This window comes from Burkholderia cepacia, assembly GCF_001039005.1.
Lineage (GTDB): Bacteria > Pseudomonadota > Gammaproteobacteria > Burkholderiales > Burkholderiaceae > Burkholderia > Burkholderia theae.
Window position 1 is genome coordinate 47,260 of record NZ_LDWR01000089.1, and the last position, 18,459, is coordinate 65,718.

Consider the following 18,459-nt stretch of genomic DNA (forward strand, 5'->3'; position numbering starts at 1 on the left):
GCTTTTGTGGGGGAGGCTACGGCCCCCCACGTTTGCCGGCAATCGGCCAGGAGCGGTCAGTGGCGAATATCCCCGATTACGGACATTCCAGATCGATGCGGTTATGCTCATGATCCGAGTGGCCAATTTTTGCGGAGTTTTAATGGCCGTGATTTCCGAGCTCATCTTCCGCAATGTCGCTCACCGGGGAGGTTCTTCGGCAATATGGCGGGCTGGAGTAACGGCGCACAGCGAGGAGTTAGGGAGCAAGACTGCTTCCGAAAACAAAAATCATGCGTCTTTCAAACTTAGCAGGAAATCGCAAGATGTCCGACCGACCAAAGTTCGTGTACGTTGTGGCACTGCCTCTGGTTACCTACGTTGTGTTGACCGCTGTCGGGCTTGAGTGGGGCAATCTCGAAGGTGCTCAGCTTTTCTCCATGGTCAAGCATCTGGTTGTCGTTCTGCTTCTTGTCGCGTCGCTTTTCTTTTACATCCGTGCGGGATGTTGGGCTACTTTGGCGTGGTGCGTCTTCGTCCCGTTTGAACGCTACCGCACGCTGTTTAGTGAGTTCTCGTCAGTTGTGGCCGGGGGGGGCGTGGTCCGTGGCGGGAGTGGATGTTGTTCGAATCCTTCTGCTATTCATTGCGTGCCTGCTCTCGGCAGCATTGGTGTTCATCGTGCAATTTCGGTCACCGGCTACCGCCCAAGCTTCGGCCGATGCTTAACCCTGCAATCAATCGGACCCACGCGGCAAGCCGCGCAGTCCGGTTATTTCCACGTTGAGCGTCTGCTTTCCTGAGTCTCGATAGTCGGCTTTGGGTCGGCAGCAGTCGTTGTTTCCCGCTCGCTTGGCGCGCAGAGCGCGGCCTTTCCATTATTTGATGCGGAGAAACATCCCCGCTTTTTCAGGTAGTACTGACGGCTGGAAGCCATAGCGCTCATAGAACTTCGGCGTCCCATGATCCGCCATCAGGCTGACATAGGCGGTAGGCGGCGCATTCTCGTGAATGTAGCGCATGAGCGCTCGCATGATCAGATCGCCCACGCCTTTCTTCTGGTGAGCCGGCAATACGGCAATGTCCACGATCTCGAAGAAGCACCCGCCGTCGCCAATCACTCGACCGATGCCGACCGGGACACTCCCCAAGTACGCCACGACGCTAACGAGGCCGTTCTTCAACCCGATCGACGCAGCTTGCTCCGACTTTCTGCTCAACCCGGCAGCGAGGCGAATCTCGATGTAGGTCGATACTGACGGTACTTCCTGATGGATGACGTACTCCATGTGAACCCTTCCAGGTGATCGCGCCGGCCGACAGGGCGTGCCCGTCGAGCAGCGCCAGGTCCGACCAACTCAATTGAAGAATGGCATGCGCGTCCGCATTCAGTCCGCGGTCGTGGGAGGGAAGGATATCTTGCTTTCCCGGCTGTCCACGTTGTTGTCGTGGCAGGTGTCCGAACGTCGATACGCCTTGTGAACATCTTCACTTCGAGCCCGACGGTGCAGCCGATCGTGAACATGGCGGCATTGACTGCGATCGAAGCCGATCGCGACGCATCTACCTGATTGACCGTCCGAAGCAGGGCGACGATCGGTTCGCAATCCATCGCACAGCAGCAGGACCCGGGTGGTGACCGGTTTCACTATTCGGCCGCGTTGCGATCCAATGTTGTTGGAAATTCGTTTAGGGATGCTGGAAATATCTCCCTGCGGCATCGTGTCGCAACTTCCCCTGCGTGATGCGCGGACACCCACGCCTCGGATTCCGGCCTCGCGCCGTTCCGTCGCCATTTCTGTCGATATCGTCCGATAATTAGCTTTTATTTTCGTCTAAAATCGCGCTTCTTCTTACTTTCGGACGGAAGGACGTTTTGAAAAAACTGACGAAAAACATCTCGCGCACGGCCATTGCCGCGTGCATTGCCTATGCAGGGCTCTTGCCCTTGTCCCAGTCGGCCCAAGCCCAGGTCGAACCTCTGAAGAATCCCGTCTACGGCGTCACGCTCGACGACCTGACGAAACTCGATTCCATCATCGCGTCGCTGCAGAACCTGCCGTACCGGCCGACCGTGCGTGTCGTGTTCGATCCGGGTACGTCGGCTGCCGACTACTACGCTCCGTTGTTGCGCCTGCACGCCGTCGCATACGTGATGGGCGAGGTCTACGATTCTTACTATTTCCCGACGGATCTCGCCACGTACAAGGCGAGAACGCAGGAATTGGTGTCGCAACTGAAGAACACCGTCGACGTGTGGGAGATCGCCAACGAAATCAACGGCGAATGGCTGCGTAACGACCCGAGCGGCACGAACTCGGTGGTCAATTCGGAAGAGCAGCAGATCGGCCAGATGGTCGCCGCGGCCAACACGATCGTGAAATCGAACGGCGGCAAGACTGCGATCACGCTGTACTACAACGACGACAGCAAGGGCAACAACTGCTGGGAGAAACCCCTGGATTACTGGAAGACCTGGCCGACGACGTTCCTGTCCTCGACGGTTCGCCAGCAGGCCGACTACGCGCTGTTCAGCTACTACCCGTACCAGGATTGCCCGGGGCTGAACCCGACGTGGAAGAACGATTTCGCGGCGCTGGAAAGCATCTTCCCGAACGCGAAGGTCGGCTTCGGCGAAATCGGTACCTCGGAAACGTCCGCGCCGGCGTCGGTACAGCAGAACCTGATCAAGACGTACTACCCGATGGTCAACACCATGAACGACCCGCGTTTCATCGGCGGTTTCTTCTGGTGGAACTACGTCGAACAGATGCTCCCGTACACGACGAGCTCGTACTTCCAGCTGCTGCGTCAAACCATCATCACCCTTAAGTCCCCCAACTGATCGCGCGTTCCGTACACAAGCGTCAGCGAAGTCGGTTAGAACCACAATGTCGCGCGTACCACGAGACCACGTGCGCGTGCCGCTGACGTCAACGGGAACCTGTATTGCACCGTCACATCGAGATAACTCGCCGGTGCGCTGTACTTGCCTTCGCGAAACCAGTACCGGAACTGGACACCGGGCCCCGCACCGATTGCGGTCTTGTCCAGCTCGCGGTTGTCGTGATCGCCGGCCACCGCGGCATGCGGATAGACGGTCAGCCTGTCGCTGATCGCCGTCAGGCGCCAGGTGTGCCCGTAACGTAACTCCGAATAAATGATGTATCGGCCTGCCTTGATGAAGTACGCACCTTCGACATAGGCCTGCCAGCTGCGCCAGCTCGGTTCGGTGACCTGCAGGTCGGTGCCCGCTTCCGACGAATAGCCCAGGCGCATCAGCCAGTCCGTCATCGACAGGCTGCCCACATGAAAAAGCCGCTCGGCCGTCAACACGACGTTCTGGTCGGGTATCGGCTTGTAACGCACGCCCACCGAACCCTGTACGGTCGGCATGCCCGTCACGTTGCCCGTCCCGTCGTAGGCCGTGCCGTATCCGCGCAGGAAGAACTGGAGAATGCGTCCGTTCTGGTAACCGATCTTCGGCGGCTGCCAGTACGCCTCGATACCCGGCTGCAGCACGCTGATGGTGCCTTGCGGGCCGAACGCGGCCGACTGGTAAGGCGCGCTCAGCACGAAACCCCACGTGCGCTGAAGTTGTTCGACCTCTCGCCGATAGCCGAACTTGTGCTGCGCGTCGAACTTGTGTTCGTCCTCGTCGGCGTCGAGACTATGCTCGAACAGCTGGACGGACTGCTCGTTCAAACCGATACGCTTGGCCGCATACCCTGCGTCCGCGTAGTTCATCGCGTTGCCCGCGCCGCCGTCGAAACCTTCCTGGAACGCGTCGAGCGCCTCGCGATCCTTGTGCTCGCGCAGCAGGTCATAGGCCTGTTGCAGCTTCTGTTGCGCGGTATTGTCCACCGGCGTTTCCGGCGACTGCTCGGGTTGCTGGGCCTGCGTCACGATCGACTCGGCCATCTTCCGCTCGCCGTCCGTCGTCGCGTCGCTGGCGGCGAGATTCGCCACGCGGATCGCGCTGTCGCGATCGCCGGACATCAGGCTCAACTGCGCGATACGCAGTTGAACCACGGCTGATTGTTCATCGGCCAACGGCGCCAGTGCAACGCCGGCTTCATGCGGACGCTTCGCCGCGAGCGCGCTATCCGACCATGCAAGGCGCAGGTTGCGCTGCTGCTCCTTGCTCCATTTGCCCGTCGCGACGGCGGCAGAGAAATCGCTGCACGCCACGTCGTAACGCTGCTGCCGCTGCGCGAGGTAGCCATGCTCGGCCATGACCGCCGCGCTCTTCGGAAAACGAACGCGCAACGATTCCACCATCGCATCCGCTTCGTCGATCCTTCCCTCCCGCTTGTAGACGTCGAGGAGCAGCAGCCCGAGCTGTTCGCTTCCGGGCTGAATCTTGAGGGCGCGTCGCGCATAGTCTTCAGCGCGAGGCAGGTCGCCGGCGCTGATCGCCTTGTATGCGCTATCGGCGAGGCGATAAGCGTTGCGGGTGAGCGGCTGCGTGGCGTAGGCCGGGCCTTGCCAGGCCAGCGACACGGCGAGCGCCAAGGCGCTCAGCCGGATGCAGCGCGAGAGGCCAGCCGGGATCGGGAGTCGGGAACGTTTCACGCCTGTTCTCCCGAGGGTTTTTTCACCAGGGATCCGTGCAACGCTGCATCATCGGCGTCGCGTGCTCGTGCGAGTTCGACGAAGCGCGAGTGTCGGGCGAGTTCGGCTGCAATCTCGGCATCGCAGGCAATGAAATAGGCGACGTTCGCCTTTGCGCCGCGCCGCACGACATCCTGTTCGTCCGGCGTGAGCGGCCGCCCGACCGCGACGTTCAACGTACCGTCGTCCGCGGTCGAAAACGGGACCGCCCGATACGAGTACTGCAGTTCGAACGCCAGCGAGTCCGCGAAGTGGCCGACCGCCACGTTGCCCAGGCTCACGCGGGGGAGTTCCGCTTGTTCCGCGATCGCGTCCGCCAGCGATTCGGTGGAGATCGCGCTGATTTCGATCAATAGTTCGCCGAGCCGCCTGCCGCATGTCAGCTGTTTATCCAGGCTTGCCTGCAGTTGCTCCAGCGAGACCACACCCCAACCGACGAGGATCTCGCCAATCTTGAGGCGCGCTTTCCCGAGCTCTGCGTTCGACAAATAGGTATGGCTGGTCTTGTCCCATGCGATGGGCTTGCCGCTTACCAGGTGGCCGATATAGATGCGCCATGCCCGGCAAACCGCATAGAAATTGATCAGGTTGTTGACGAACATCCTCGGAATCGACAGCAGCCCCTGGACCGGACCGTTCAGCTTGCTGACAAAGTAGTAGCGCTGCCCGGCACGGGCAAACAGCATGACGGTGTTCACCCAGAGCAGCGGGGCGATCCAGTCGCCTACCGTGACGAGAGCGCCGCTGACGGGGACGACATGACCGAATTTCTGAAGCGCCGCAATCGATACGAAATTGATCAGCACACCATAGGCAACCACCGAGAACAGCGACGTCACGATGCCCTTGCGATCATGGAAGAACATGTAGCGGGTGAGGAAATTGCCCTTCCAGCCGAGTTGTTCCCAGCCTTGAAACGAGATGCCGAGAATCCAGCGCGCACGCTGCCGATAGGCGGTACGAAATGTCTTTGGAAAATACTCGCGCGTGGCCAGCAGGTTTCGATTGGCGACTCTGCCGTCCGCACGCGCGGCCCCTGCGTCGTGCGTGATATCCGTCAGCGGAAAGCGGGCAAAGGTTTCTTTCATCCCGAGGTCTCTCAACCGAAAGCTGAAGTCGTAGTCTTCGGTCAGCGAACTGGTGTTGAACGGACAACCGTCGCGCTCTTTCATCGCCGCTTCGATGGCGCGCCTGCTGTAGCAGGACGCAACGCCCGCGCCCGGGACGACGCCGGTCAAGCGGGCTCGTGCCGGCACGTCCTTCTGGTGCGTTTCGCTGAAGTCGTCCATATAGCAGCCGGCCACGAACTCGTTCCATTTCCGCGGCAATGACAGGACGGGAAGCTGGACCAGGTCGCTGTCCGCAACGGCATAACTGAGGTATTTGAGTTCGACCGGATGAATCACATCTTCGCAGTCGTGCATCACGACGCCCGCGAACTGAATATGATGAGTCGCTTCGTAGCGCAGGATGGCTTCGATGATCCAGTTCAGGCAATCGGCCTTGCAGGTCGGCCCGTCGTTCATGACCGTTGCGCGTGTCACGCGGCCCGGATACCGGCGAACCATCCGTTCGACCTCGGCCGTGGTTTCGGCGTCGTTGTGATAGGTGCCGACGAAAATGACATATCGCTCGTATTCGATGGTCGCCAATGTGTTTTCGATCATTTTGGCGATCACGTCATATTCTTTCCACGCCGGCACCATCAGCGCCAAATAACGCTCTTCCTGGGCGCGCAACATACCGATATCAATCGTCTGTGTTTTTTCTCGGCGCAGCATGCGCCCGATCTCGAATGACCAGTAACAGGCGTCAAGCGTGAGGTCATCCAGTGTGCTTACCAAGATGACGATTGCGGTCATAATGGCAATAACGTTAAGTGCATATAAATATGCAATCCATATTGTATTGTCCATCATTTATCCGCGATTTTATCTTGTATGTAATTCGTCTCCCGCATACCAACGCAGGACGAAACCATCCTCGTCCTCGTCGACCCCGTCATACCCACTTCGCGGCTCGCGCCACATTCATTTCCGTCGCTCGCAAAAAGGCTCGATCCGGCGTCGAATTTTTTCGATGCGACCACGTAACATCGCTAAAGATGAAACATGTTCAGTGGGTGACTTTTGAAAGCCGGTTTTGCGCGTGCTTACCTCCGTCCCCGTATTTTTCAACGCTTGCAGCCACGCGCGATTCAGCTCCTCGCAGCACGCCCCGTTTACCGTTTACTCAATACACTGCTCATCAAGCAAGTCGTGCGCCATCGCCGCGCCGCCCTTGACCTTCCGGGCGTCGGGAGATGCCGGACGGGATCGTCCCGCCGAATCCGTGCCAAATGTTTCAGTGCTGAAACACGCGTTCGATTGATCCAATGAAAAGTGATTTTCCGACCCTCTGCCAGGCCCTGACTGCAGCGATCGGGAACTCGTCGCGCGATTGATACGATCATGGGCCGGAACGATTCGCGTTGAACCTGAAAATCCGGCTCTCCAGTCGTCGTTGCACGTGCGAGCCACCGAGTCGATTGCCACGTCGTAATTTACGGAGCGCGCGGAGCAACTGGTTTTCCCTGAATCGTCCGAGCAGGATTCACTCGTTTGTCAGATTAAATTTGCGGCGCCGGCCACGTTGCATGGCTGAAACGTTTTATCGAGACAATATCGGGCCGCCGCGACACGTCAATTCCGGTGTCTCGGCCCTATGCCCATTTGCGACCGTTGGTACGGTTCTAGCTTGAATGGAAAACTATCCGATTCCGGATTTTTATCCGGTATCAGGCACACGGGAAAAATCACGACATAACGCCACGATTATGAATGGCACGCCGCCGTGCTCGTTTCGCCAACGAGATGAACTTATTTTGCATATCAAAGGATGAAAATCATGCTTTCTCATCGCAATCGATATATTCGGCGCGGGTTGAGCACCGTCGGATCACTCGTCACATTAATCTCTGCGCTCGCCTTCACCGTCGCGGTTCAGGATGCGAATGCGCAGGGGAAAAGCGATTCATCTGGCCATAAGATCAAGCCGCCTGAGTTGCCGAACGGTTCCGCGCAAGTCAACGTGAAGCCCGGCATGTCCGAGGAGGATTGGGAGGCCGCGTACAAGGAGACGGGGCGCCCCAAGTTCGACAGGAAGTCCGTCAAGACCAACGCAGGCAACGTCCAACGCGACTAGGGAGACACGGCCATGAAAAAGATCTTGCTCGTCATAGCCCTGCTTGCCGGACTCGCGCAAATGACGTTGCCGGGCACGGCGCACGCGCAGGCCACCACCGCGCATACGCTCGTGCTGTACGACAACCCGGCCAACGACCCGTATTCGAAGCTGGGCCTGATGTACAGCATCATGTTGCGTAACCTGCTTGGCCATTTCAATGCGACGGTCGATCTGGTTCCGATCCAGAACTACACGGCCGGGATGGTCGCGAACCACGACGTCACGTTCTACATCGGCGACTACTACAACAACCCGATTCCGACGGCGTTCATGAGCGACGTGATGACCGCCACGAAGACCGTGGTCTGGTTCAAGTACAACTTGTGGCAGCTGGCATGGAACACGGCCTATACGTTCAACCAGACCTACGGGTTCAGTTTCCAGGGCATTGCCGGGTTGAACACGACGCCATCGTCGAGCAATCCGAATCCCGGCTTCTACGACACGGTCACGTACAAGAACCTGTCGATGGTCAAGTACTACGCGTATAACGCGTCGACCGGCGCGATCAACGCGGACCCGGATGTCGGGCTGACCCAGGTCGTCGATGCCACCAAGGCGCAAGCCCTCGTCACGATCAAGAACAGCACGAGCGGCGCAACCGCGCCATACGTCATGCGCTCGGGCAAGCTCTGGTATTTCGCGGATGTGCCGTTTTCCTATATCGGCCCGACGGATCGATACCTGGTGATATGCGACATCCTGCATGACATCCTGCAGACCAATGCACCGGTGAATCACCGTGCGCTCGTCCGTCTGGAGGACCTCGATGCGTATACGACGACGAGTTCGATGACCTTGCTGACGAACTTCCTGTACTCGAAGAGGATCCCGTTCACGATGGCCACCATTCCCGTGTATACGGATCCGAACGGCTATTACAACGGCGGCGTGCCGGAAACGATCCATCTTGCGCAGGCAACGGGCCTCAAGAGTGCGCTGAACTACGCGGTCGCGCGCGGTGGCTCGATCGTGATGCACGGCTATACGCACCAGTACGACTCGACGCCGAATCTCCAGAATGCGGTCAGTGGCAGCGATTATGAGTTCTGGTTTGCGGTCCAGAACCGTCCTGTCGATGAGGACTCCATCCCATGGGCGGAAGCCAGAATGGCCGCCGGCGCCCTCGAGTTCACGACCAACGGCTACAAGATCGTCGGCTGGGCCGCGCCGCAGTACCAGATGTCGCCGAATGCAGCGGCCGCCACGGCCCTCACGTTCCCGACGACGTTCCAGCGGGCCGTCTACTACACCGCGACCAATCCGCAACTCGGAACGGGTGCGCCCAACCAGGACTTTTCGGCCGGGCAGTTTTTCCCGTACATCATCAACTCCGATTACTACGGTGAGCGGATCGTTCCGGAGAACATGGGCAGTATCCAGTACAACATCTGCAATATCGACCCGTTCTCGTGCATCACGTACACGTGGCAGACACTCATCACCAATGCGCAATACGGTCTGGCGGTGCGGGACGGTTTCGCGTCCTTCTTCTTCCACCCGTACTGGCTTGAACCCGAACTCGGATTGCCGGCCTACAAGGACTTCCAGAGCCTGGTCAACGGCATTGCGAATCTCGGCTACAAGTTCGTGGACGGCACGACGGCCAAGTGACGCGAGCGTGGCGGCAGCCCCGTGCGACCCGCATCGGCCATGCAGGTCGCACGTTTGCGTTGGGTCGGCTACGATGACACGCAAGAATGTTTCCGGGGAGCCAACACGATGACCACGTCCGTCGTCCCGGCCTTGCGCAAGCTTCAACGGCGTATGAGCCGGTTCCGGCTGGCAGGGCGACCGCGCCGGCGCGCTGATGCGCCGCGTTCGCCCCGGTCGGCGACGCTTGCGGCAATCGGCGCATCGCTCGTCGTGGCCGCATGCAGCTGGACTGCGCACGACGTTCACGCCGACGGCATCGTCTGGCAGGTGGACAACACGACGACGAATCCCGTCGGCAACTGGCAGGTGCTCGGCGTGCGCGATCTGCTGGTTCAATGGGTCGTCGTCGACGATACCGCGTACGTTGCCAACACCCGCATCCGACCCGCGGCGCACCTTCCCGACTGGGAACGCATCGGCCGCGAGCCGTGGGCCAGAAACGTGATCCTGGGCCTCGCCGGCTATCAGGACGAAAAACGTGCGCGCACCCATCTGTCGACGCTCGCGGACCAGTCAGTCGAGATCGCACGCGCGCCGATCCCGCTGCATGTCACCGGCTACTATTTCCCGGTCGAAATCGATCCGACCTGGCAGGACGCGCCCAAGCTTGCCGAGATCCTGCAGCGGCTGCCTCGTCCGCTTTGGGTGAGCGTCTACGACCAGACCAATATCGGCGGAAAGGCGCTGACGGACTGGCTCGTATCGTGGCTGCCCGCCGACGTCGGGGTGTTCTTCCAGGACGGCTGCGGCGTTTATGCCCGCGAGTCGTCCGTCGCGCGCACCTACCTCGACGAGCTGACGGCACGCCTGGGCAAACGGCGCGTGCGGGTCATCGCCGAAGCCTTCCGGCCGGCCGAGCATGGTGGCTTCCGGTCGGCCAGCGCCGACGAATTGAGCAAGCAGCTCCTGGCCTATCGGGGCTATCAGGTCTATCTGTTCGATGGCCCCCACTATGTGTCGGACGACCTCACGCGCGCGCTCACGACACGGACGGGCAAGCCGGCTCCGGCCGAGCCTGCGGGGACCGCGCACTGAGTCGGCGCCGCCCCCGGCGCCACAGCCCCATTTGATGATCAAACCGCAAGACCTAGTGCATAGATATCGTTTGCCGCGGCCTTAATGACTATCGACAATCGTGGCTCGAATTCGCCGCCGTGGCGTCAGAAGCGCCGCGGTGGCCGGTACCTGGCGGCTATCCCGGCCGTCCGCGCCATCCAGCTCACGACGACATGTACGCGTTCACTCCCTCATTCCAGAATCCCGCCGGCTCGCCGATCCGCGAGTTGTTCAAGTACCTGTCCGAACCGGGCATGATTTCCTTCGCGGGCGGTTATCCGGCCAGCGACCTGTTCGACGTCGACGGGCTGAACACGGCCGCCGAACGCGCGTACGTACTGCCCGTGCGCTGCCTGCAATACGGCCCGACCGACGGCCTCGCCGAACTGAAGCAGCAACTGATCGCGCTGATGGCGCGTCGTGGCGTTGCGTGCACGCCGGCCGAACTGCTCGTCACGACCGGCTCGCAGCAGGGCCTCGACCTGCTGCTGCGCGTGATGGTGTCGCCGGGCGATGTGGTGCTCACTGAACAGCCGGCTTATCCGGCCACGTTGCAGGCGATGCGTCTGCAACAGGCGCGCATCGTGACGATTCCGGTCGACGGGGAAGGGCTCGACGTCGATCGTCTCGCGGCCCAGCTCGCATCGGGCGCGATCGCCCAGCCGAAGCTGCTCTACACGGTCCCGACCTTCGCGAACCCGACGGGCGCGACGCTCACGCGCGAACGCCGGTTGACGCTGCTGCGTCTCGCGGTGCAATACCGTTTCCTGATCATCGAGGACGATCCGTACGGCGACCTGCGTTTCGCGGGCGAAGCCGTGCCGTCGATGCTTGCGCTGGCCGACGAAGTGGACGGCGCGCGCGACTGGATCGTGCATTTCGCGAGCCTGTCGAAGATCGTCGCGCCCGGGCTGCGCGTGGGCTGGACGATCGCGCCGGCCGAGATCGCGCGGCGCTGCGTGATCGCGAAACAGACGGTCGATCTGTGCAGCACGCCGTGGACGCAGGCGGCCGCTGCCGAATATCTGGCCGACGGCGCACTCGAACGCCATCTGCCGCGCATCACGGCGGCCTACCGGCGCAAATGCGATGCGATGTGCGACGCGCTGCGCGACGGCTTCGGCGATGCGATCGAATTCCATCGCCCCGAAGGCGGGATGTTCGTGTGGGCGCGGATCGGCGCGGTGTCGTCGGATGTGCTGCTGCAACAGGCGATCGCGAACAAGATCGTGTTCGTGCCCGGCAAGGCGTTTTTCGCGGACAACGTCGACGCGGCGTCGCTGCGCCTGTCGTTCGCCGCGCCGGACGTCGAGGCGATCCGGGAAGGCGTGGCGCGCCTCGTGCGCGCGTATGAAGCGGCTTTGGCCGCGTGAGGAGACCTGAACATGAAACTCACCGTCATTGACACGGTACCGTCGGGTGCTGGCGAAAACCGGCCGGTCGAACATCGGTCGTCGCAGATCAGCGCGGGGCCGCAGTATGTTGCCGACGTGCTCGGCCGTTTCGGCGCGGAGCCGACGACCGATGCGGGCGATGCCGCGCCGGCGGTGCTCGGCTACAACTGACCTGCGCGGCGGCGGCGGCCGGCGCGCCGCGCGGGTGCCGTCGCCGCAGCAAACGGTTAAGCTTGCGCGATCGAAACCCATGCGATCGCCGTTCTTCCATCATGTCCGACACCGCCTCCGAATCGCTCACGGAAACGTACGACCGCCTGTGGTCCTGCCTCGAATCCGGCGTCAGCGTGCAGCGCTCGCCGTTCACGATGCTGCAGGCCGCGACGCTCGGCGTCGACGGCGCGCCGAAGGTGCGCACGATCGTGTTGCGCCAGGTGAGCCGTGCCGATCGCTTGCTGTCGTTTCATACCGACGCGCGTTCGGAGAAGGTCGCGGAGCTGCGCCGCGATCCGCGCATCGCGCTCGTCGCGAACGATCTCGATGCGCTCGTGCAGATTCGTGCGGAAGGGGTGGCATCGATCTGCGACGACGAAGCGCAACGGCGCGCGATCTGGCAATCGAGCCGTCCGCATACGCTGCTGCTGTATCGCGCACCGTTGCCGCCGGGCACGCCGGTCGCGTCACCTGAAGCTGGTCATGTCGCGGCGAGCGAGGGTGCCGCGCCACCCGACGACGGCTACGAAAACTTCTGCCTGCTGCACGTTACCGTCAAACGCGTCGATTGGCTCGAACTGGCGCGTGCCGGCCATCGTCGCGCGGTGTTCGACCTGAACGAAAGCGGCTACGAAGGCCACTGGATCGCGCCCTGACAAGCGGCGCTCAGGGCCGCCCGTCCGACGCCGCCTGCCCGATCATCCAGCCGCGCATCACGGCGATCGCGTCGTCGTCGCGCCGTTCGGCCGGATACACGAGATAGAACCCCACCGACAGCGGAAACGCGAAATCGAACGGTTTGCACAGCCTGCCGGCAGCGATGTCGCGTTCGACCAGGGGATCGGTCGCGAGCGCGATGCCCTGGCCGGCGACGGCCGCATCGATCGCGAGCGACGTCTGGTTGAAGCGCAGCCCCTTGTGCGGATCGACGTCGACGGGTTCGGGCATCGCCGCAAGGAACTCGGGCCACAGGTCGTGCGCGTCGTGCAGCAGCACATGGCCGGCGAGCGCGCGCGGCGATGCGGGCGCGGCCAGCAGCGCGGGGCTGCAGACGGCGCTCACGTCGAGCGGGAACAGTGCGTGCGTGGCGAGATGCTTGCCGAACGGCGGCTTGCCGAAGCGGATCGCGAGATCGACGCCGTCGTGGCGGAACGTCGCGAGCTGCTGGTCGGCGATCACGCGCACGTCGTAGTCGGGATGCGCGTCGGTGAACTGCGCGAGCCGCGGGATCAGCCACTTCGACGCGAACGACGGCGTCGTGCTGATGGTCAGCGCCGCGCGCCGCTTCACGAGCTTGTCGGTCGCGTCGGCGATCGCATGCAGCGCGCGCTGCACGTCGGAGAAATACGCGGCGCCGTCGTGCGTCAGCGCGAGGCCGCGCGGCAGGCGCTCGAACAGCTTCAGGCCGAGCACGTCCTCGAGGTGGCGCACCTGCTGCGCGACGGCGCCCTGCGTCACGCCGATCTCGTCGGCGGCGGCGCGGAAATTGAGGTGCCGCGCGGAGACTTCGAACGCGCGAAGCGCATTCAGCGGCGGCAGGCGGGAGGGGCGAGGCGGCATCGTCAGGCTGTAGAAAAACTATCGTCTGGAGGCAGAAATACTGGTTCGACAGTCGTTTGTGATGCGCCTACATTACCACTATGGCGCGCCGAATGGCGGCTGCGCGGCGGCAGGATCCGAACGAGGAGCAGATCGTGACTGTAGAAAAAGTGGCGTTGATCACGGCGGCGGGCAAGGGCATGGGCGCGGCGATCGCGCGCGAACTGGCGGCGACCGGCTATCGCGTCGCACTGATGTCGCCGTCGGGCAGCGCGGTGGCGCTCGGCGAGGAACTGGGCGGCTTCGGCATCCAGGGCTCGGTGACGGAAGAAGCCGATATCGACCGGCTCGTGCAGGAGACGGTCGCGCGTTACGGCCGGATCGACGCGGTCGTGAACAACACCGGGCATCCGCCGAAGGGCGAACTGCTGTCGATCGCCGACGAAAGCTGGCACGCGGGGCTCGACCTGATCCTGCTGAACGTGGTGCGCGTGATGCGCCGCGTGACGCCGATCTTCCAGAAGCAGGGCGGCGGCGCGGTGGTCAACATCTCGAGCTTCGCGGCGGACGCGCCCGAGCAGCCGATGCCGGTGTCGTCGGCGCTGCGCGCGGCGTTGAGCGCGTGGACGCGTCTTTACGCGGAACGCTATGCGGCCGAGAACATCCGGATGAACGCGGTGCTGCCGGGCTTCATCGACAGCTGGCCGGAAACGCCGGAAATCGTCGCGCGCATTCCGGCCGGCCGGTTCGGCAAGACGCAGGAGATCGCGAAGACCGTCGCGTTCCTGCTGTCGGATGGTGCGGGTTACATCACCGGGCAGAACATTCGCGTTGACGGCGCGATCGTCAAGGCGCTCTGAGCCACGCCGAGCGTCACACCGGCGAGCGGCCGCGCGGGCCGCTCGCCGCACAGCGGCTACAAACGCGTACAAACCAGACAAATCCCGGATACATCAGACCTTTCAAATGGGCGACGCCGCGTGACCCGGGCGCGCCGGATTGAAAGCCAAGGCGCGATCCCGCGCGCGGCATGTTCACTTTCCACTTCACGAAAGGAGATGCCGAACGATGTCTTCCACACCGTTTTCCCCGATGCGTCGCCACCTGCTGGCCACTTCAGTGGCCGCCGGGGTATCCGCGATGCTGCCCACCGCGCTGCATGCCGCGACCGGCGGCAGCGGCATACGCCCGTTCACCGCGCACATTCCCGATGACGCCGTGGCCGACCTGCGCCGCCGCATCGCCGCGACGCGCTGGCCGGGCCGCGAGACCGTCGCCGACGAATCGCAGGGCGTGCGGCTCGCACGCATGCAGGCGCTGCTGCGCTACTGGGGCACCGACTACGACTGGCGCAAGGGCGAGGCGCGCCTGAACGGTTTCCCGATGTTCATCACGGAAATCGACGGGCTCGACATTCACTTCATCCACGTGCGGTCGCGGCACGAGAACGCGATGCCGATGATCATGACGCACGGCTGGCCCGGTTCGATCTTCGAGCTGCTGAAGGCGATCGGCCCGCTGACCGACCCGACCGCGCACGGCGCGAGCGCGGACGATGCGTTTCATGTCGTCGTGCCGTCGTTGCCGGGCTTCGGCTTCTCGGGCCGGCCGACGCAGACGGGCTGGGGTTCCGACCACATCGCGCGTGCGTGGGGCGAGCTGATGGCGCGCCTCGGCTATACGCGCTTCGTGTCGCAGGGCGGCGACTGCGGCTCGGTGATCTCGCACCGGATGGCGATGCAGCGCGTGCAGGGGCTGGCCGGGATTCACGTGAACATGCCGGCGACGGTGCCGCCGGATATCGCAACGCTGCTCGCCACCGATGCGCCCGCACCGGCTTCGCTGTCGCCGAAGGAGAAGGCCGCGTACGAGAAGCTCGCGACGTTCTATCGCGACAACTGCGGCTACTCGGCGATGATGGTCACGCGCCCGCAGACGGTCGGTTATGCGCTGGCCGATTCGCCGTCGGGGCAGGCCGCGTGGATGTTCGACAAGATCTCGCAGTGGACCTACAGCGGCGGCGTGCCCGAACGCTCGATTCCGCGCGACGAGATTCTCGACGACATTTCGCTGTACTGGCTGACGAACACCGCGACGTCGGCCGCGCAGATCTACTGGGAGGATCACTCGAACAACTTCAACGCGGTGGACATCTCGCTGCCGGCCGCGATCACGGTGTTTCCGGGCGAGATCTACCAGGCGCCGCGCAGCTGGGCCGAGCGCAGTTATCACAACCTGATCTACTTCAACGAAGTCGACAAGGGCGGACATTTCGCGGCATGGGAGGAGCCGGAATTGTTCGCACGTGAGGTGCGCGCCGGGTTCCGGCCGCTGCGTCGCGGGTAAGCGTGGGTTGATTGGCGAACGCGGGCCGGCTGTCGTGCGGCCCGCGTTCGTTTCTACGCAATCGCGTGCAGTGCCTGTGCAAGCTGCAGGATGCGGTGCGCGTTGGCCGTGCTCATATCGGTCGCGGTCGGGCTGTGGCCAGAACGTTCGCGTCGACCGCGCGATCGTCAAGGCGCTCTGAGCATCGACGCCGAACTGCGGCACACTCGTGCGTCACGCGGCGGCACCGCACGCTCAATAGGACTTGCCGGCAACGGTCGCCGACTCCAGTTCGCGGGTGATGATCTGGGTGCTGCCGATATTGGCCACCGACTTGACCAGGCCGACACCCGGCGCCAGCCAGTCGTCCGCGATCGTCGTGTTCGTCAGCGCCGCATTGGAGAGCGTTTCCGTGGTGTGATAGTGGCACGCATTCGCGAAGACCTTGCCGTTCCTGAGGCTGACGGTTTCGCGCGCGACATAAGCGCGCTGGATCGAGACGGAGGTTGGGGCCCCGCCCGACGGAAAGACAGGCGTATCCACGTAATTCACCGTCTCGCTTCCCGCGAGCCCGATCGTCTCGACATAGGGTGGCGAATTCACGTCCTGTAGCGCGAGGGTGCCCGAATTGTAGACATCGGTGCCGTAATTCGTGCGCACGCCGTTGCCGACGAGATAGTAGTGATTGGTCTGGATCGGCGAGCCGGCCGTGGTTTCGGCCTGCTGCGTCAACGCGATGCCCTGGAACTTCGCGGGTGCGAAGGTCCGTGTGTACACGTCGTTGTCGACGGGCTGGCCTTGCGGCGATGCTTGCGTATACATGTGCAACTGCACGGTATCGCCTTGCTGGTAAACCGGATCGCACTCGAGGTTCGAGGTGGTCGTCCCGCCGGTCGGGCCGCCCGAGCCGCTGCCACCGCTGCCGCCGTTGTTGCTCGCGCCCGATCCGGTGCCGGACGCCGCGGGCGAAGGATTGTCGTCGCCGCCGCAGGCGGTCAGGGCCAGACAGGTCAGTGCGATCAGTGCAACGGCTTTCATCGGGATCACCTCGAAATGAAAAAGGACGAACGGAACCGATGCGCGCGGACAGCGCCGCACGCACGGACGGTCATGAACGGGAATCGGCCGGCGGCGCACCGCCGGCCCGTGAGCGTCAGTTGACCTGGAGCTGGCCACCGCGGCCGAGGCCGCCCTTGACGTCCTGCGCCTTGTAGCTGCGCAGTGCGACGACCATCTTGTTGTACGCGTCGATGAACGCGACGACGGTCGCCTTGCCTTCCGGCGTCGTCGAGAAGCCGGCAAGGGCGCCGCCTACACCGCCGCCGAAACCACCGAGCGCCGCGCCGTAGTTGGTCGCCGTCGAACTGCCTTCGGCCGCCGCGATCTGCACGGCCGAGCGCACGTCGAACAGCGTCAGCGTGACGACCGATGCCTTCGTCTGCAGGTGGCCTGCCACCGCCGCCACCGCGCCGTTGCCGATCAGCCCGCCGATCATGCTGCCGATGCCGGCGATCGGCGAATCGTTGATGACGATCTGCGGTTCCATGTAGTAGTCGGCCGCGACACGCTGGCCCTTCTGCTGCTTCGAGCCCGCGCGGTATTCGCCGGAGCTGCGCTGCAGCTGCGTGATGCGCGACAGGCGCGCGTCGCTCTTCTGGTTGCCGATCGACGTGATCACGAAGCAGTTCGATTGCTGCACGGCCAGGCGCAGCAGCGGATCGATGGTCGTCATCTTGGTCGCGCTGCCGAACGGGCCCCACCAGTCGGCGTTACGGCCGTCGTCGACGGCGATCGTGCCGAGCGGCGACGCGCAGCGCTGCAGCCCCGAATCGGCGCCGGCGCTCGTGCCGCCTGCTGCCGCGCCCGTCACGCCGGCGTTCTGGCCGCCGGGCGTCACCACGCCGCCGCAGCCCGCGACGGAGGCGCAAAGCGCTGCGACCAGCGCACCTTGAGTGAGACGATGGGAAAGGATGGTCTTCATGTCGTTATCGATCGATAGAGTCGTTGTTCGGCTTATGTGTCCGTGCGAACTTCGTAAGCCCCCCGGGCTTGGCGCGATGGTGGTCTCCCCGCTGCCGCCCCGTTGCTTCCAGCCAGGTCAGTAGTACCAGTACGTCTGATTCCAGACGCCGTAGTACGGATAGCCCGAGTACCAGTAGCCGTAATAGACGTCACGCCATTGCGTGCGCCATTTCCAGTCTTCTTCGTCTTCCTTCTTGGCCTTGCGCGCGAGCTCGAGCAGCTTCTTCGATTCCTTGTCGCCGCGGCCCGCCGCGATCGACAGCCACTTGTCCGCCTCGCGCGGATCGGAGCCCATTTCCTCGAGACCGAACAGGTAGAAACTGCCGAGCGCCTTCTGCGCCTGCAGGTCGCCGCGCTCGGCTGCGTCGCGCATCCACTTGAGTGCCTGGTAGCTGTCCTGGCGCACGCCGTCGCCGCGGAAATAACGCAGGCCGAG

General features: G+C 63.0%; 17 protein-coding genes. 10 read left to right on the top strand and 7 right to left on the bottom strand.

Annotated features, from left to right (window positions below):
* Positions 1 to 305 precede the first annotated feature (305 nt).
* The gene (locus tag VL15_RS42385; RefSeq protein ID WP_155420379.1) at positions 306 to 782 is read left to right on the top strand and encodes a hypothetical protein; all 477 of its coding nucleotides are present in this window, start codon (positions 306 to 308) and stop codon (positions 780 to 782) included.
* Between the two features lie 75 nt (positions 783 to 857).
* Here VL15_RS42385 and VL15_RS36865 read toward each other — a convergent pair whose 3' ends face one another.
* The gene (locus VL15_RS36865; RefSeq protein WP_048251768.1) at positions 858 to 1,268 is read right to left on the bottom strand and encodes a GNAT family N-acetyltransferase; all 411 of its coding nucleotides are present in this window, start codon (positions 1,266 to 1,268) and stop codon (positions 858 to 860) included.
* Between the two features lie 608 nt (positions 1,269 to 1,876).
* On the opposite strand from VL15_RS36865, the gene VL15_RS36870 reads away from it, so the two are divergent.
* Positions 1,877 to 2,824, top strand: coding sequence for a hypothetical protein (locus VL15_RS36870; RefSeq protein ID WP_048251796.1), 948 nt, complete (start codon positions 1,877 to 1,879; stop codon positions 2,822 to 2,824).
* Between the two features lie 35 nt (positions 2,825 to 2,859).
* On the opposite strand, the gene VL15_RS36875 is transcribed toward VL15_RS36870, so the two are convergent.
* Both VL15_RS36875 and VL15_RS36880 read right to left on the bottom strand, forming a co-directional pair.
* Positions 2,860 to 4,554 carry a bacteriophage N4 adsorption protein A gene (locus VL15_RS36875; protein ID WP_048251769.1) on the bottom strand — a complete coding sequence of 565 codons (1,695 nt, stop codon included), beginning with the start codon at positions 4,552 to 4,554 and terminating at the stop codon, positions 2,860 to 2,862.
* A complete protein-coding gene (locus tag VL15_RS36880; protein WP_053077784.1) occupies positions 4,551 to 6,512 on the bottom strand; it encodes a glycosyl transferase family protein in 1,962 nt (653 codons plus the stop codon). Before VL15_RS36880 ends, VL15_RS36875 begins: the two co-directional genes overlap by 4 nt.
* A gap of 958 nt (positions 6,513 to 7,470) precedes the next feature.
* Between VL15_RS36880 and VL15_RS36885 the strand changes: the two genes are divergently transcribed.
* The 6 genes from VL15_RS36885 (at position 7,471) to VL15_RS36910 (ending at position 12,793) form a co-directional block, all read left to right on the top strand.
* Positions 7,471 to 7,776 carry a hypothetical protein gene (locus VL15_RS36885; protein ID WP_230684607.1) on the top strand — a complete coding sequence of 102 codons (306 nt, stop codon included), beginning with the start codon at positions 7,471 to 7,473 and terminating at the stop codon, positions 7,774 to 7,776.
* Positions 7,777 to 7,788: 12 nt separating this feature from the next.
* Entirely contained in the window at positions 7,789 to 9,432 is a 1,644-nt protein-coding gene (locus tag VL15_RS36890; RefSeq protein WP_048251773.1) for a DUF2334 domain-containing protein, read from the top strand.
* Between the two features lie 108 nt (positions 9,433 to 9,540).
* Positions 9,541 to 10,509 (top strand): hypothetical protein, encoded by a 969-nt coding sequence (locus tag VL15_RS36895; protein ID WP_048251799.1) that lies wholly within the window; start codon positions 9,541 to 9,543, stop codon positions 10,507 to 10,509.
* A gap of 194 nt (positions 10,510 to 10,703) precedes the next feature.
* Positions 10,704 to 11,903, top strand: coding sequence for a PLP-dependent aminotransferase family protein (locus VL15_RS36900; RefSeq protein ID WP_048251774.1), 1,200 nt, complete (start codon positions 10,704 to 10,706; stop codon positions 11,901 to 11,903).
* A 12-nt stretch (positions 11,904 to 11,915) separates the two neighbouring features.
* Positions 11,916 to 12,095, top strand: coding sequence for a hypothetical protein (locus VL15_RS36905; RefSeq protein ID WP_048251775.1), 180 nt, complete (start codon positions 11,916 to 11,918; stop codon positions 12,093 to 12,095).
* Positions 12,096 to 12,196: 101 nt separating this feature from the next.
* The gene (locus VL15_RS36910) at positions 12,197 to 12,793 is read left to right on the top strand and encodes a pyridoxamine 5'-phosphate oxidase family protein (protein ID WP_048251776.1); all 597 of its coding nucleotides are present in this window, start codon (positions 12,197 to 12,199) and stop codon (positions 12,791 to 12,793) included.
* A gap of 10 nt (positions 12,794 to 12,803) precedes the next feature.
* On the opposite strand, the gene gcvA is transcribed toward VL15_RS36910, so the two are convergent.
* Positions 12,804 to 13,697: a transcriptional regulator GcvA gene (gene gcvA, locus VL15_RS36915; RefSeq protein ID WP_048251778.1), complete on the bottom strand. Its 894-nt coding sequence runs from the start codon at positions 13,695 to 13,697 to the stop codon at positions 12,804 to 12,806.
* A gap of 134 nt (positions 13,698 to 13,831) precedes the next feature.
* On the opposite strand from gcvA, the gene VL15_RS36920 reads away from it, so the two are divergent.
* Together VL15_RS36920 and VL15_RS36925 are read left to right on the top strand one after the other, a co-directional pair.
* Positions 13,832 to 14,536 carry an SDR family oxidoreductase gene (locus VL15_RS36920; protein ID WP_048251800.1) on the top strand — a complete coding sequence of 235 codons (705 nt, stop codon included), beginning with the start codon at positions 13,832 to 13,834 and terminating at the stop codon, positions 14,534 to 14,536.
* A gap of 208 nt (positions 14,537 to 14,744) precedes the next feature.
* Positions 14,745 to 16,022: an epoxide hydrolase family protein gene (locus VL15_RS36925; protein WP_048251780.1), complete on the top strand. Its 1,278-nt coding sequence runs from the start codon at positions 14,745 to 14,747 to the stop codon at positions 16,020 to 16,022.
* A gap of 234 nt (positions 16,023 to 16,256) precedes the next feature.
* Here the strand turns inward: VL15_RS36925 and VL15_RS36930 are convergent, their stop codons facing one another.
* From VL15_RS36930 to VL15_RS36940, 3 genes are all read right to left on the bottom strand, one after another.
* Complete coding sequence (locus VL15_RS36930) at positions 16,257 to 17,039, bottom strand: hypothetical protein (protein WP_048251802.1); 783 nt, start codon at positions 17,037 to 17,039, stop codon at positions 16,257 to 16,259.
* A 115-nt stretch (positions 17,040 to 17,154) separates the two neighbouring features.
* On the bottom strand, positions 17,155 to 17,982 hold the full coding sequence (locus tag VL15_RS36935; RefSeq protein ID WP_048251781.1) for a hypothetical protein: 828 nt from the start codon (positions 17,980 to 17,982) through the stop codon (positions 17,155 to 17,157).
* Between the two features lie 117 nt (positions 17,983 to 18,099).
* Positions 18,100 to 18,459 (bottom strand): tetratricopeptide repeat protein (locus VL15_RS36940; protein ID WP_048251783.1); only part of this gene is annotated, 360 nt, incomplete at its 5' end.